Origin of the sequence: Aestuariibius sp. HNIBRBA575 (assembly GCF_040932005.1) — a bacterium.
GTDB lineage: Bacteria > Pseudomonadota > Alphaproteobacteria > Rhodobacterales > Rhodobacteraceae > CANLNM01.
In genome coordinates this window covers 1568516-1583237 of record NZ_CP162414.1, presented here as the reverse complement: position 1 = coordinate 1583237, position 14722 = coordinate 1568516, and the positions used below count along the sequence as shown (strand labels likewise).

The 14722-nt window shown below is 54.1% G+C and carries 15 protein-coding genes; 4 read left to right on the top strand and 11 right to left on the bottom strand.

The annotated features are described in order from the left end of the window. Positions 1-3: 3 nt before the first annotated feature. The 10 genes from lpxA to frr form a co-directional block, all read right to left on the bottom strand. On the bottom strand, positions 4-789 hold the full coding sequence (gene lpxA / locus AB1F12_RS08005; protein WP_368188015.1) for an acyl-ACP--UDP-N-acetylglucosamine O-acyltransferase: 786 nt from the start codon (positions 787-789) through the stop codon (positions 4-6). Further along, positions 789-1262 (bottom strand): 3-hydroxyacyl-ACP dehydratase FabZ, encoded by a 474-nt coding sequence (fabZ, locus tag AB1F12_RS08000; RefSeq protein ID WP_368188013.1) that lies wholly within the window; start codon positions 1260-1262, stop codon positions 789-791. Before fabZ ends, lpxA begins: the two co-directional genes overlap by 1 nt. A 133-nt stretch (positions 1263-1395) precedes the next feature. Then, complete coding sequence (locus tag AB1F12_RS07995; protein WP_368188010.1) at positions 1396-2031, bottom strand: OmpH family outer membrane protein; 636 nt, start codon at positions 2029-2031, stop codon at positions 1396-1398. Next, entirely contained in the window at positions 2031-4259 is a 2229-nt protein-coding gene (gene bamA / locus AB1F12_RS07990; protein ID WP_368188311.1) for an outer membrane protein assembly factor BamA, read from the bottom strand. Before bamA ends, AB1F12_RS07995 begins: the two co-directional genes overlap by 1 nt. A 209-nt stretch (positions 4260-4468) precedes the next feature. Continuing rightward, positions 4469-4603: a hypothetical protein gene (locus tag AB1F12_RS07985; RefSeq protein WP_368188007.1), complete on the bottom strand. Its 135-nt coding sequence runs from the start codon at positions 4601-4603 to the stop codon at positions 4469-4471. A gap of 112 nt (positions 4604-4715) precedes the next feature. Further along, positions 4716-6026, bottom strand: coding sequence for an RIP metalloprotease RseP (gene rseP / locus AB1F12_RS07980; protein ID WP_368188005.1), 1311 nt, complete (start codon positions 6024-6026; stop codon positions 4716-4718). Positions 6027-6035: 9 nt separating this feature from the next. After that, the gene (gene dxr, locus AB1F12_RS07975) at positions 6036-7211 is read right to left on the bottom strand and encodes a 1-deoxy-D-xylulose-5-phosphate reductoisomerase (protein ID WP_368188003.1); all 1176 of its coding nucleotides are present in this window, start codon (positions 7209-7211) and stop codon (positions 6036-6038) included. Positions 7212-7215: 4 nt separating this feature from the next. Beyond that, a complete protein-coding gene (locus AB1F12_RS07970) occupies positions 7216-7878 on the bottom strand; it encodes a phosphatidate cytidylyltransferase (RefSeq protein ID WP_368188001.1) in 663 nt (220 codons plus the stop codon). Further along, positions 7875-8597, bottom strand: coding sequence for a polyprenyl diphosphate synthase (uppS, locus tag AB1F12_RS07965; protein ID WP_368187998.1), 723 nt, complete (start codon positions 8595-8597; stop codon positions 7875-7877). Before uppS ends, AB1F12_RS07970 begins: the two co-directional genes overlap by 4 nt. Positions 8598-8672: 75 nt before the next feature. Beyond that, positions 8673-9236: a ribosome recycling factor gene (gene frr / locus AB1F12_RS07960; RefSeq protein WP_368187996.1), complete on the bottom strand. Its 564-nt coding sequence runs from the start codon at positions 9234-9236 to the stop codon at positions 8673-8675. Positions 9237-9521: 285 nt separating this feature from the next. On the opposite strand from frr, the gene AB1F12_RS07955 reads away from it, so the two are divergent. Continuing rightward, entirely contained in the window at positions 9522-9962 is a 441-nt protein-coding gene (locus tag AB1F12_RS07955; protein ID WP_368187993.1) for a DUF1801 domain-containing protein, read from the top strand. A 29-nt stretch (positions 9963-9991) separates the two neighbouring features. On the opposite strand, the gene pyrH is transcribed toward AB1F12_RS07955, so the two are convergent. Then, positions 9992-10747 carry a UMP kinase gene (gene pyrH, locus AB1F12_RS07950; protein ID WP_368187991.1) on the bottom strand — a complete coding sequence of 252 codons (756 nt, stop codon included), beginning with the start codon at positions 10745-10747 and terminating at the stop codon, positions 9992-9994. A 132-nt stretch (positions 10748-10879) separates the two neighbouring features. Here pyrH and miaA point away from each other — a divergent pair, with 132 nt between their 5' ends. The 3 genes from miaA (at position 10880) to AB1F12_RS07935 (ending at position 14698) form a co-directional block, all read left to right on the top strand. After that, the gene (miaA, locus tag AB1F12_RS07945) at positions 10880-11761 is read left to right on the top strand and encodes a tRNA (adenosine(37)-N6)-dimethylallyltransferase MiaA (protein ID WP_368187989.1); all 882 of its coding nucleotides are present in this window, start codon (positions 10880-10882) and stop codon (positions 11759-11761) included. Positions 11762-11908: 147 nt separating this feature from the next. Next, complete coding sequence (locus tag AB1F12_RS07940) at positions 11909-12748, top strand: AraC family transcriptional regulator (RefSeq protein ID WP_368187986.1); 840 nt, start codon at positions 11909-11911, stop codon at positions 12746-12748. 288 nt (positions 12749-13036) lie between these two features. Next, positions 13037-14698 carry an ABC transporter substrate-binding protein gene (locus AB1F12_RS07935; RefSeq protein ID WP_368187983.1) on the top strand — a complete coding sequence of 554 codons (1662 nt, stop codon included), beginning with the start codon at positions 13037-13039 and terminating at the stop codon, positions 14696-14698. Positions 14699-14722: the final 24 nt, after the last annotated feature.

Genomic DNA, 14722 nt, shown 5'->3' with positions numbered 1-14722 from the left:
ATCCTATCCCGGCGTTAGGAAATTGCGATCCGTATCCCCAAGGATAAAGGCCACCATTTCCTGCACATAGTCACTGTCACTTTCATCGCCCAGCCGTTTGGCGCGTTCGGCAAACGTGCCTTCGCCATCCTTGAGCATCTGAAACGCAGCCCGCAGCGCGGTGATGTCACGGCGATCCACACCTTTGCGTTTCAAACCGACCAAATTAAGCCCGTCCAATTCGCCGCGCGGCCCCTGAACCAAGCCATGGGGAACCACATCTTTGATCACCATGCTGACGGCACCGATAATGGCGCCGCGCCCGATGCGCACCCATTGATGGATGCCACACAGACCGCCGATGATCACGTCGTCTTCGATGATGCAATGCCCGGCAATGGCGGATGAATTGACCACAATCACCCGATCGCCAATCACCGCGTCATGGGCTATGTGACAGCCAGCCATAAACAGACCGTCATCGCCGATGCGGGTTTCACCGCCGCCTTGGGCCGTACCAAGGTTCATCGTGACATGTTCGCGAATGCGATTGCGCGCACCGATCCGTAGCCGGGTTTTTTCACCGTCAAATTTCAGATCCTGGGGAATTTCCCCGATCACTGAAAAGGAAAACACCACCGTATCATCGCCAATATGGGTGTCACCCGACACAACCACATGGGATTTTAATTCAACCCGATCGCCCAGAACCACATCTGCGCCGATCACGCAGAACGGTCCGATCTGACAATCCTGCCCGATCACAGCCCCGTCTTCGATGACAGAGCTGGGGTGGATTTGCGCGCCCATCAGCCCTGCATATCCATCATCGCGGTAAAGTCCGCTTCGGCGGCCATTTCGCCATCCACCGTGGCCACGCCGCGGAATTTCCAAACCTTGCCGCCGGGTTTGCCACGGGTGGTTTCAAGGTTCATTTTCAACACATCCCCCGGCACCACTTTGCGGCGGAATTTGCAATTGTCGATGCCCATGAAATACACCAGCAGATTGCCTTCGACCAAGCCCATCGTAGTGCCAACCATTACCGCCGCGGTTTGCGCCATGGCTTCGACGATGGTGACGCCGGGCATGATGGGATTGCCGGGAAAATGGCCCTGAAAATGCGGTTCGTTCATCGTGACATTCTTGATGCCAACCGCTTTGGAAGTGCCCTCAATGTCGACCACCTTGTCCACCAGTAGAAACGGATACCGATGCGGCAGGATCGCTTGGATCAACTGAATATCGGCTTCTGTGGGGGTGTCTTGGGTGATGTCGCTCATGGGACCTCCTCTTTTGGGCTGCCCTGTGGGCCATTGATGTTTCGTTTTGGGCGATCCGAAGTCAGAGCCCTTTGTTCTGACTAACAAAGCCCCCCAAAGGGAGCAAGTAAAGGCTGCGCAATCCGCACCAACATTACCGTTCGATTTGATCGCTTTGACCCGGCGTTTGCGCAGGATCAGCAGGGTTTGGTTGGGCGGTGATGTCGGTTTGCGTCCCATCCCCCAGCCGTTCATCGGTCATCCGGATCGCGTCGTCGGTGATTTCGATCACCCCGGCCCGAATATAAACGGATCGACTGTCCAGCACGACAACTGCGCCACGTTCCAGCATAATATCCCCGAGGATCGGCAAAACGCGCGCGTTAAAGGCCGCGCGTTCGCTTTCCAGCAATTGCTCTAACTCGGCCTCTTTGACGTCACGTGCGCGCCGGATGGCCTGTACCTTTTCGTCAAAGGCTTCGGCTTCGGCGCGAAACGCCGCCGGGTCCATGTTTGGGCGACGTTCGGTCAGGGATTGCTCTTCTGCGACGAGGGCCTGTTCAATCCGGCGGTTTTCTGCGTTCAATTCCTCGGCGCGCAGGTTCAGATCGGCCTGAACACGCTGCCCATAAATCGAATTGGAAAACAGCGTGTTCGGATCGATCGTCAAAATCGGGGATCGCACCAAAGCAGGTGTTTGTTCCGACGTGGCACCGTCCTGGGCCTGTGCATATCCACAGGTCGCAAAAAACCCGGCAAAAGCGAGGGCTATAACACCGGCTTTTAGCATTAGAACGACGTTGAAACGGTCACATCAAATGCGCGGGTTTCATCCTGTTCCTGCGCATCCAACGCTTCGGTAAAGTTAAACCGCAGCGGACCAATTGGGGTTGTCCAGAACAGCGACAAACCAACCACAGACCGAGGGGTGAAATCGTTGTACAGAATGTCCGCACTATCGACGCCTACATCCCAGACCGATCCGTAGTCATAAAAGGCCCCGCCGGTGATCCCGTATTCTTCGGGCAATCCCAACGGGAATTCGGCTTCTAGGCGGGCCACCGCAAAGGCGTTCCCACCCAATGCGTCGCCGGTATTCACGTCCCGTGGACCAATGCCCCCGGCGCTAAAGCCGCGCATTTTGGCCGATCCAAGGAAGAAACGGTCGGTCACGCGGCTGTCCCCTTCTGAGAAATGCAGCAAGCCGCCCTCAACGATGGCGCGCAAGGTCACATCATCATGGAACACACGTGTTTCAGCCGCCGCAAAGGCGGTGGTTTTGATGTATTGAGAATCCTCACCTACCCCAAATTCTTGACCAAACCGCAGCAAAACGCCCGCCTCTGGGTTCAACCCAGAACGGCGATTGTCATAGCTGAATTGATAGCCAAGCTGATGATAGCCAATGCCACCAAACGCCTCTTCGGCGTGAATGATTGGGCTGGCATCGGCATCCACATCAAACAGGCTCAGATATTCAAAGCCATAAAACACCTGCAAACGGCTTAGTTCACCAACAGGGAATGTCAGGCTGGGCCGGATCGAAAACGTTTCGGTGTCATAAAGCGAATTTTCGTTATCCGTGCGGCGATACCCAAAGCTAAAGCCAAGCGACGTGTCACGCCCCACCAATTGCGGTTCAACAAAGCTGAATGACAAAACGCGGTTGGTTTCTGCGGTCGACAATTGCGCATTGACCCGCTGGCCACGCCCCAAGAAGTTTTGTTCCTTGAACGACGCAATCAGCGACACACCCGCATCAGAATTATAGTTGGCCCCAAAGGTCAGCGACCCGGTGGGTTTTTCAACCACATCCACATCAATCACAACGTGATTGGGGCTGGACCCTTCGCGGGCATCGACATTGGCATCCCCGAAATACCCCAACCGACGGATACGATCCGCAGATTGACGAATTTGACGGGGATTAAAGGGATCGCCTTCGACCACATCAAATTGGTTGCGCACCACCCGATCCAACGTGGTGTTGTTGCCCTCAATGTCGATCCGTTCGATAAAAATTCGATCGCCACGGGTCAGAACATATTCCACATCCAGCGTCAAATCACGGTCATTGCGGGTAATCCGGGGCTCAACCCGCACAAAGTTCAGGCCCTTTTGAATGGCCAGACGTTCGATCCGGGCAATGTCATTGTCAACGCGGGTCGGTGAATAGACATCCCCAGATGAGGACCGCAAAGCGCGTTCAAATTCGTCAGGGTCGGCTTCTGTCAGTTCGGAACTGACATAGACGTCGCCCATGCGGAATTGTTGCCCCTCTTGGATATTAAAGGTCACCAAATAGGCATCCCGTTCCCGGGTCAGGCTGACATCCACGTTCTGGATTTGAAAATCGACATAGCCGCGGGATTGGTAAAAATCCGTCAGCAATTGCTGATCAAACTGCACCCGATCCGCCACATATGTGTCGCGCCCAACGACGGCGCGCAAAACTCCGGCTTGTTTGGTGTTTAGAACGCCGCGCAAACGCCGGTCCGAATAGGTGCGGTTGCCAACAAAGCTGATCCGCTCAACTTCGGTCAGGCCGCCTTCGAACACTTCGAACACCAGATCAACGCGGTTGTCACTGCGCGCGATAATGCGCGGGGTCACTGTTGCATTGACCCGCCCCTGCTGGGCATAGGCCTGGGTGATTGCTTCTACGTCACGTTCTGCCTGCGCCGGGGAATAGACACGGCGCGGTTGAGATTGCACAGCCTGCAGCAATTCTTCGTCGCGCAGACGCGAATTGCCTTCGATGTTGATCCGATTGATAGTCGGGAATTCCACAACAACAATGCGCAATGTTGTCCCGTTTGGAATGATCTCAACACTTTCAAACAATCCGGATTCGCGAATGCGTTGTCCGGCATCGTTTAATTCAGCCGCGCTGACGGTTTCACCGCGTGTCAAACCAGCATAAGTCAGGATGGTGCCATCTTCGATCCGTTGGTTGCCCTCAATGGACACGGTCGAAAAGGTAAAACTCTGCGCCACAACTTGGGTCGGAAACACCATCGGCGTTGCCAAAACACCACCCGCCAAAATCGTGTGAAGGTAGAACATGGCCTTTGCCGTGCTACGCCTAATTTTACGGCTCATACTACCCGCCCCTGCAATCAATCTATTTGATATTCAACTACCGGGATTGGCGAGGCTTGTCAAAACCAAGAACGCGCCCGGCGGGGGGCCGAACGCGATAAAAATTACAGATTTTGGGGTCTATTTTAGAAAGCGCCAAGCGAACCAAGATAAGCGCCGGCCCAAAGGGCAGCGATGATGGTGCCCGCATATAGCAACCGATCCCAGTTGATCGTTACCAAAAGCGACATTCCGCGATATCCGTGTGCCAGAGCAGTCATTGAAGAAACCCCTTGTTTCTATGAGCTTTCTACAAATGTGACCGACAAATGGGGCAGAAAAGTGGCGCAACTGGGGTGATCCTGCGAAGATCACCCCTGCCCGTTTCCAGATTTAGCAGAACAACAGATCGTTTAATGTGCCAAAAATCATCAGCGACAGCACCAGCATCACACCCATCATCATCATGATCCGCAGCACGTTTTCATTCGGCGGGCGTCCGCTTACGGCTTCGTAGGCGTGAAACACCAAATGCCCGCCATCCAGAACTGGAACCGGGAACAGGTTCAACATGCCAATGGCCGTCGACAGCACCGCGATCAGGCTGATAAATTCCAACAATCCAGCCCGCGCCATTTCACCACTGACCTGCGCAATGCCCACCGGGCCTGACAGGTTACAGGACGAAATTTTGCCGGTGATCATCAACCACAACCCCTGCAATGATTGGGTAATCACATCCCAAACCCGCGCCACAGACCCGATGGCTGCCTCAAAAAAGGGCAACGATTCTGTCTGCCAATCCAGATAGTTGGTGATGGAAATCCCCACCAGATAGCGTTCTTCTAGATAGCCATCACTGTCGCTTGCGCCACCAATTTTTGGCGTCAGATCAAACGTCATCACATCGCCATCGCGCCAGATTTCCAAGGCCACACTGCGCCCCTGTTCGGCCTGAATAGCGGAAATCAATTGCTGGAACGTCGCCATTGGCACATCATTCACGCTCAGCACGACATCGCCATCCTGGATCCCGGCCTCTTCGGCGGCTGAATTCGGGGACGTGCCGATGACATAGGGCAACATCGGATTGGGCGCGACGATCTGCATTTCCGTTCCATCCCGCCGGATGGTGAAATCCAGCGACAGATCCGTGCCCGCATTGTCCAACGCCGTGCTGAAATCGGCCAGTTCCACCAATGTTTCACCATTGACCGCCAGAATTTCATCGCCGCTTTGCAATCCGTTTTCGTAAAATTGCGGCAAAGGTTGGATGTCTTTGACCGTCAACGGATCACGCACCCCCCCAACGGTCATGGCCAGACCGGTAAAAATGATGGCCGACAGGATAAAGTTGAACATCGGACCGGCCAAAACGGTCGCTGACCGGGCCCAGATTGGCGCGCCCATCATGGTGTTGCGCCCCCCTGCTTCGCCGCCAACCGACGCGGCATTGGCATCGCCCAGAAATTTAACATATCCGCCAAACGGAATAGCGGCGATTTGCCAAACGGTGCCGCGTTTATCGGTACGGCTAAACAGAACCGGACCAAAACCCAGCGAAAACACCTCGGCATAGATGCCAGACCAGCGGCCGACAATGTAATGACCGTATTCATGTATCGCCACAATGATCGACAGGGCCACGATGAAGGCAATGATGGTGATCCCCAAAGAACCAAATTGAGGTAATAGCGCAGTCATTTAATGTCCTCAGACCAAAGAAGTGTTCATGATCTCTGCTGCGCGCACCCGCGCCAGCTGATCGATTTGCAATACGTTATCTAAGCTGAGTGTGGCATTTTCCAGCCCATCAGCCGATGACATTTGGGCGAGCGTTGCCTCAACCACATCCGCCATCTGCAAAAATCCAATGTCACCTGCGATAAAGGCGTCCAATGCGCGTTCCTTGGCGGCGTTAAAGGCCGCCCCCGCCAGACCGCCCATATCCATGACCTGACGGGCCAATCGCAAGGCGGGGTAACGCACCTCATCCGGGGCTTTGAACGTCAGGGCGCCAAGTTTGGCCAGATCAAGCCGTTCTACCGGCAATTTTTCGCGATTTGGATGGTTCAGCGCATAGCCAATGGCGTGACGCATATCCGGCGCGCCCAGATGGGCCATCAACGCGCCATCGTTGAACCCCACCAACGCATGGACCATGCTTTCCGGATGAACGAGCACCTCAATCTGGTCGGGCGTTACGTCGAAATATTCATGCGTTTCGATGACTTCTAACGCTTTGTTAAACATGGAAGCGGAATCAATTGTGATCCGTTGCCCCATATCCCAATTGGGGTGCGACGACGCCTGAGCCAATGTTGCATTGGCCAATTTATCCATCGGCCAATCGCGAAACGCCCCACCGCTGGCCGTGATAATGATCCGTTCAACCGCGGAAATATCTTCGCCGACCAGGGCCTGAAAAACGGCCGAATGTTCACTGTCCACAGGCATCAAAGTGGCGTTATGTTTTTGCGCCTGTTCCAGAACCAATGGCCCGGCGCAAACCAGCGTTTCTTTGTTTGCCAAAGCCAGAGTATTGCCCTGTTCCAGCGCGCGCATCCCCGGCACCAGCCCGGCTGCGCCAATAATCGCGGACATGGTCCAATCGGCAGGCATCATGGCGGCGTCTTCTAGCGCATTCGCCCCGGCGGCGACCTCTATTCCGGTGCCAGATAGACGGTTTTTTAAGTCATGATAGTGGGAATCGTAACAAGTGACCGCCCGTTTTGCCCCCAGACGCACCGCATCCGCCGCCAATTGGTCCAAATTGCGCCCACCGGTCAAGGCAACCACATCATAGGCGGATGGATCACGCGCGATCAGATCAAGTGTGCTTTGACCGATGGATCCGGTCGCCCCAAAGATAGAAACCTTGCGTGGCACGTCGTCAGACCCCAAACATCAGAACTGCAAAAACCAGCGTTGCACCGATCAATGCGTCAAAGCGGTCTAACACACCGCCATGCCCGGGGATCAGGTTTGAGCTGTCTTTGACACCGTATTTTCGTTTGATTGCACTTTCTGCGATGTCCCCTAATTGACCGGCAAAGGCCACAAACATGGTCAAAGGCACCAAAATCCAACCAATCGGTAGAATTGCGACAAAAATGGCTCCAATCAAAGCGGCGCCAACCCAGCCTGCAATGGTTCCCGACCACGTCTTTTTGGGTGAGATTTTAGGCCAAAATTTCGGACCGCCCAACATGCGTCCAGCGAAATATCCCGCCACATCAGACGTGACCACAATCAGCACCAATAGCAGGATCAACACCCAGCCATCCGCCGCGGATCGAAGGCTCACCAAGAAGAAACCGGTGACAATCACTGCCAGCGCATAGGCGCAAAATACCAATTTATCTGGAAAAACCTGCGCATCGCTGCCCATTGGGCGCACCATGTTCCACAATTCCCAGATCATCAATCCGCAGACAATGATGACCAAGCCGGTAAACCAAAGACCGCCAAATCCGATTGCGGCAATGCCGATCACAACCATTACAATCGCAGAAATTACCCGCGCGCGCAGATCCGACCAATTGGCGCTGCTCATGCTTTGACAGCCCCAAATCGACGGTCGCGGCCAGCATATTGACCGACAATTTTCTTAAATTCCGTGTCGCTGAAATCGGGCCATAACGTATCGATAAATTCGTATTCCGCATAGGCCGATTGCCACAACAGGAAATTTGAAATGCGGGCCTCTCCGCTGGTGCGAATGACCAGATCCGGGTCCGGCAGGACATGTGTATCCAGATATTTGCCGATGGTTTCAGCATCGACATCTTTGTGGGTCAATTTGCCCTGTTCGATGTCATAGGCCAGCCGTTTGGTGGCGCGGGTCACCTCGTCACGGCCACCGTAATTGATCGCAATTGTCAAATGAACCCGGTCATTTTCAGCGGTTAGCAGTTCCAGATCATCCATCAGACGGACCAGTTTGTGGTCCAGTTTGATCCGATCGCCTATGAACCGAACCCGCACCCCACGGCGCAGCATATCTTGGGCTTCGCGTTGAATGTAACGCCGGAACAATGACATCAATCCGGCGACTTCGGTCTGGGTGCGTTTCCAGTTTTCCGTCGAAAAGGCAAATATCGTCAGATACTTAACACCGATTTCGGGGCAAGCTTCTACAATTTCACGCACCCGTTTGGCACCGGCATGATGCCCAAACAAACGCGGCTTTCCACGTTGCTGCGCCCAACGGCCATTGCCATCCATGATCACCGCAACATGGCGGGGTCCGGATGGTGGCAAATCTTTAGCCATGACGGCCTCCTCGTTGCGGCGGTATAACACGTTGGACAACCCCTTATAACCCTGAGGATCGCTCCTCAGACTGGCTTAAACTTGCATGATCTCGGCTTGTTTGGTTTCCAGCTGATCATCAACCAGTTTGATATACTTGTCCGTCATATCCTGAACTTCGCCTTCCCAGAACTTTTGATCGTCCTCGGACATGCCATCTGCTTTGGCCTTTTTGGTTTGGTCCATTCCGTCGCGACGCACATTGCGCACCGAAACACGGGCGTTTTCCGCATAAGAGGCCGCAACCTTGGTCAGCTCACGGCGGCGTTCTTCGTTAAGCTCAGGAATCGGCAACATGATGATTGTACCGTTCAGCTGTGGGTTGATGCCCAGCCCGCTTTCGCGGATCGCTTTTTCGACTTTGCCCACCAGACCTTTGTCCCAGACATTGATCGTGACCATGCGCGGTTCAGGCACGTTGACGGTGCCCACCTGGTTGATCGGGGTCATTGACCCATAAGCATCCACCATAACGGGTTCCAGCATAGACCCGGACGCCCGACCGGTGCGCAACGATGCGAATTCAGTCCGCAAATTGCTGAGCGCGCCATCCATACGGCGTTCAAGATCATCGGTATCTAGCATAAAATCGTCGGCCATGTGCCTGTCCTCAGTCTAAGTGTGAGTCTTATTTTGCTGTGCCGTCTGTATAATTGTCGCGGCGGTTTGCCCCTTTTACCCTCAAAGCGGCCATAATGTATAGGGATGTTCCCATCAGAATTGGTGCAGGTTTTGTTGGGGCGCAAATCGCCGCTCATTTCGAAATTGGCGGCGCGGTTGGCCAGATGACCGACATTGGCTGATTTTCATATTGTCGGTAGCCAAGCTCGCAAATTTCCGCATTTTGAGTGTTAGGACATCAACCAAATCAAGGCAGCGCGTCACATGATCCTCAAAGGTCCAGAATTTCAGGAAACGCGTGTTTGGGATGTGTATGCGACCTATCCAGATCCGATCCGTGCGCCGATGTTGTCTTTGCGTGCGCATATTTTCGATGTGGCCGCGACATTGCCGCAGGTTGGCTCCATAAAAGAAACGCTAAAATGGGGACAGCCTGCCTATCTGACGCCCGAAACGAAATCCGGATCGACATTGCGACTGGGCCTGACAAAAAACGGGGCAATTGCATTGTTCACCCATTGCCAAACCACATTAATATCGGACTTCAAGGCGTTGTTTTTGAATGATTTCACCTATGACGGCAACCGCGCATTGCATCTATCAGAACAGCAAATGACGTCCCTGCCGCTGGATCAATTATCACTGCTGATCAAGGCGGCTTTGACATACCATTTAAACCCAAAACAGCCCCCAAATGGGGGCTGATCTGGTTGCAAGGTCATGTTCCCTCAGGCTTAGTCGCTGACACGTGTATAGGTGCCACGCCCGGCCAAAATACCTTTGAAACCGTCCGGCTCGTCCAGTGAAAACACAATAATCGGCAGGTTATTGTCACGCGCCAGGGCAATCGCACTGGCATCCATCACACCCAGACGTTTGGCCAGAACATCATCATAACTGACATTATCATAGCGCACGGCATCCTCAAATTTGGCCGGATCTTTGTCGTAAACGCCGTCAACTTTGGTGCCTTTGAAAATCGCTTCGCAGGCCATTTCATTGGCACGCAACGTCGCCGCAGTATCCGTGGTGAAATAGGGGTTCCCCGTCCCCGCCGCAAAGATACAAACCCGTTTCTTTTCAAGATGTCGCACAGCACGCCGGCGAATATAGGGTTCGGCAACTTCGTCCATACGGATCGCTGAAATCACCCGGGTGAACACACCCATTTCTTCTAGTGCGCTTTGCATGGCCAACGCGTTCATGACCGTGGCCAACATGCCCATATAATCGGCCGTTGTCCGTTCCATCCCCTGCGCTGACCCAGACAATCCGCGAAACACATTGCCGCCGCCAATCACCATGCAGATTTCGACGCCCATATCATGCACGGACTTCACTTCGCGCGCGATCCGTTCAACAGTAGGCGGATGCAGGCCATAGCCCAGATCGCCCATCAGCGCCTCGCCGGAAATTTTCAACATCACCCGCTTAAAGGTGGTTTCGCCGTCCGTTTCACTGATGTCGGTGATTGTAATTGCGTCGCTCATGGTGCCGATCCTTGTGCCGCTCTTTTCCGCTGCCGCAAAATGTCGCAAAAGAGGCGCGGGTTCAATGGCCGATCACTGCCATTTGCGCTTTAGATGAATGCCAAGCATAAGCCCCGCCAAAGGAGCCGCATTTTGATCGATCTAACACTTATTCCCGCCGACAAACCCGTTTTGATCGCGGGTCCAACCGCCAGCGGAAAATCCGAACTGGCGTTGCAAATTTCCGAAGCCCAAGGCGGTGTGATCGTAAATGCTGATGCATTACAAGTGTTTGACGGCTGGCGTATCCTAACCGCACGCCCCCCGATCGAAGATGAGGCCCGCGCGCGTCACGTATTATATGGGCATGTATCGTTTGATGCGCCCTATTCCACCGGGCATTGGCTGCGCGATGTGACACCGTTTCTGACATGGGACCGTCCCGCTGATCGTCCGATCATTGTGGGGGGCACTGGGCTGAATTTCATGGCGCTGACCCAAGGGTTGGCACAGATCCCCCCAACCCCGCCAGAAATTCGTGCGCAGGGTGATTCCCTTACATTGGATACCTTGTTGTCAGAGCTCGACCCCGCAACAAAATCGCGCATTGATGTGCAAAATCGCGCACGTGTGCAGCGCGCATGGGAAGTGTTGAACGCCACAGGCCAATCCATCGCCCATTGGCAGGACCAAACACCACCGCCTTTGTTGCCCGAGGATCAGGCAACCTGTCTTGTTATGGCCGCTGACAAAGACTGGTTAAACGCCCGGATCGAACGCCGTTTTGATATCATGTTAGACCAAGGCGCGTTGGCAGAAGCCCAGGCCATGTTGCCGCATTGGAACCCGGATTTCCAATCCTCAAAGGCGATTGGTGCGCCCGAATTGATGGCGCATCTGCATGGCGAGATGTCACTGGAACACGCCTGCCAAGCCGCAATCATCGCCAGTCGGCAATATGCCAAACGCCAACGCACATGGTTTCGTGCGCGTATGAAGACATGGATCCAGGTGCCGTTGCCGCAGAGCGCCTGATGAAATGACCCACACCTTATCCACAGGTTTCCCCCCAATTACCCCCAGAATCGTCAACAGTTATTTTCACGAATCAGCCCATCTAATCCTTGCCAGACGGGGGTTTCAGCGCCAAAGTTTCACAAATCGAACATTTGGGATACGCAAATGCAGATCGAAGACGCGCTGAAAAACCGATTGTCCATGACCTCCTTTGGGCATTTGCCCAGCCAATCCAGCTGGCGCACTCAGGCCATGCGGTCACATGCGACGCCGCGTTTGATTTTCTTTGCCAAAGGTCAGGGGCGCATCACCATTGCCGGTTTGACCAGCGGGTATGGCCCCAACAATCTAATCTTTGTGCCAGCCAACACGATGTACGGATTCGAAGTGGGACCTGCTTCGTTTGGTCAAATATTGACGATCCCCGACGCGATGGCCGTAGAATGGCCTGACGATTGCGTGCATCTGCGTTTGCGGGATGTGCATGCCCAAAAAGATCTGGCGCATATTTTTGACGCTCTGGAACGCGAATTGCTGTCAGCGCAATCTGCCCATGGACGTGCGGCGCATTACCATTTGGGCCTGCTTTCTGTGTATTTTGAACGCCAGATTGAGCTGCTTCATACCGATGCTGTGGCCGGGCAAAGCACGCAAAACCGCATGGATTCCGCCCCGGCCCGTTTGGTGGCGGCTTATACAGATTTGGTGGAACGTGATTTTCGCAGTCGCAAAGGTGTTTCGGATTTCGCGGCTGAACTTGGCGTAACGTCAACTCATTTGACCCGGTGCTGTAAAATCACCTGTGGGCGCTCTGCTTTGGCGTTGCTCAACGACCGGGTTCTATACGAAGCCCGCGTGCAATTGCGTGAAACAGATGACCGAATCCAAGACATCGCCGAAGGTCTGGGATTTACCTCGGCGGCCTATTTTACGCGTGCATTTCATACACATACGGGATGTACGCCGACCCATTTTCGCCAACGCGGCCCCGCACCCGTCCAATAAATGGCGTCATGTTTACGGGTTGTTTCCTTGACCTGCGACAAATGTCGGACATTGGTCATGCGATCGGAAAACGCGAAGTTTAAATATCTGGTTTAATTCATTGATGTCGCATTTGGACCGGTATAACGTCGTTTTCAGACGGTGTATAAACCGCCGATCGCGGTGACCATGACCACAATGCCAGATGTTAACTGGTCGCGTTCAAGCGCAAGGCAACAGAAAATGGTTCAAGATGCGTGCGCATCCCCTGAACCCAAGACACAACTGACGCGCCACAGGGAGAAAAGAATGACGAATTTCCACAACGAAGCAGCAACGGGTCATCCAGCTGTCCAAACTTATGTTCGCGATCACGCGGCCGGGAAACTAAGCCGACGCGAATTCCTGACACGGACAACAGCATTGGGTGTTACATCGGCGGCCGCTTATGGTTTGTTGGGCATGACATCCCCTGCCGCTGCGGCAGGACATATGCAAGTTGGCGGAACATTGCGCATCCAAATGGAAGTGCGCGGTATGAAAGAACCCCGCCTTTATGATTGGTCCGAAATCGGCAATATCACACGCGGCTGGCTGGAACATCTGGTCACCTACGAAGCGGACGGATCTTTCCAACCGCTTTTGATGGAAAGCTGGGATGTCAACGGCGATGCCACTGAATACACGCTGAACCTGCGTCAGGGCGTCAAGTGGAACAATGGCGACGATTTCAAAGCCAGCGATGTGCTTTATAACATCGAATTGTGGTGTGACAGCACAGTTGAGGGTAACTCAATGGCCACACGGTTTGCGGCGCTGGTTGACGAAGGCACCGGCAAGTTGCGCGAAGGCGCTGCCATGGTGGTCGATGATCATACGTTGAAACTGACTTTGCTGGCACCCGATATTAGCCTGATCGCTGGTATGGCCGATTACCCTGCTGCGATTTCGCATCCCGGTGCCGATTATGCCGATCCAATCGGCGATCCTGTCGGCACGGGCCCTTATCTGCCAGAAAGCCACGAAGTGGGCATCAAATCTGTCATGGTGCGCAACACCGATCACACATGGTGGAACGAAGGCAACGGCGCCTATCTGGACCGCATTGAATTCATTGACTTTGGCACCGACCCTGCCTCTTGGTTGGCTGCAATCGAAGCCGAAGAAGTGGACATGCTCTATGAAACAACAGGTGAATTTATTGACCTGCTGAGCGATCTGGGCATGGAACGTTCCGAAGTGGCCACTGCGGCGACTTTGGTGATCCGGACCAACCAACAGACCGAAGTGGACGGCGTTGCGCCTTATGCAGATGTGCGCGTGCGCACAGCCCTGCAAAAAGCGATCAGCAACGAAATCCTGCTGGAACTTGGGTATAACGGGCGCGGCACGGTTGCTGAAAATCACCATGTGTCTCCGATCCACCCAGAATATGCGGAAATGCCGGCTCAGGTCTTTGATCCTGCCGCCGCCAAAGCAGAGCTGGAAGAAGCTGGCATGGGGGATTTCACCCATGTGATCACTTCTCTTGATGATGGTTTCAACAAAGACACCTGTGATGCGGTCGCCGCTCAGTTGCGGGATGCTGGCCTGAAAGCTGAACGAGTGGTTCTGCCGGGGTCTACCTATTGGAACGATTGGGCGAAATACCCGTTCTCAGCCACAGAATGGAACCAACGGCCTTTGGGTGTTCAGGTTCTGGCCTTGGCCTATAAATCCGGTGTTCCTTGGAACGAAACCGGGTTTGCCAACGAAGAGTTTGACCGTCTGCTGACCGAAGCAATGTCAATTGCGGATGCAGATGCCCGCCGTGAGGTGATGCTGAAAATTCAAACCATCATGCGCGACGAAGGTGTGATCATTCAGCCGTTCTGGCGGTCCTTGTTCCGTCATTACCGCCCCGGTGTTGCCGGTGCTGAAATGCATCCACAATTCGAAATTCGGTATCAGCATATCGGCTTCGCGGCCTGATACTGACCAGACAAAGGGCCATCA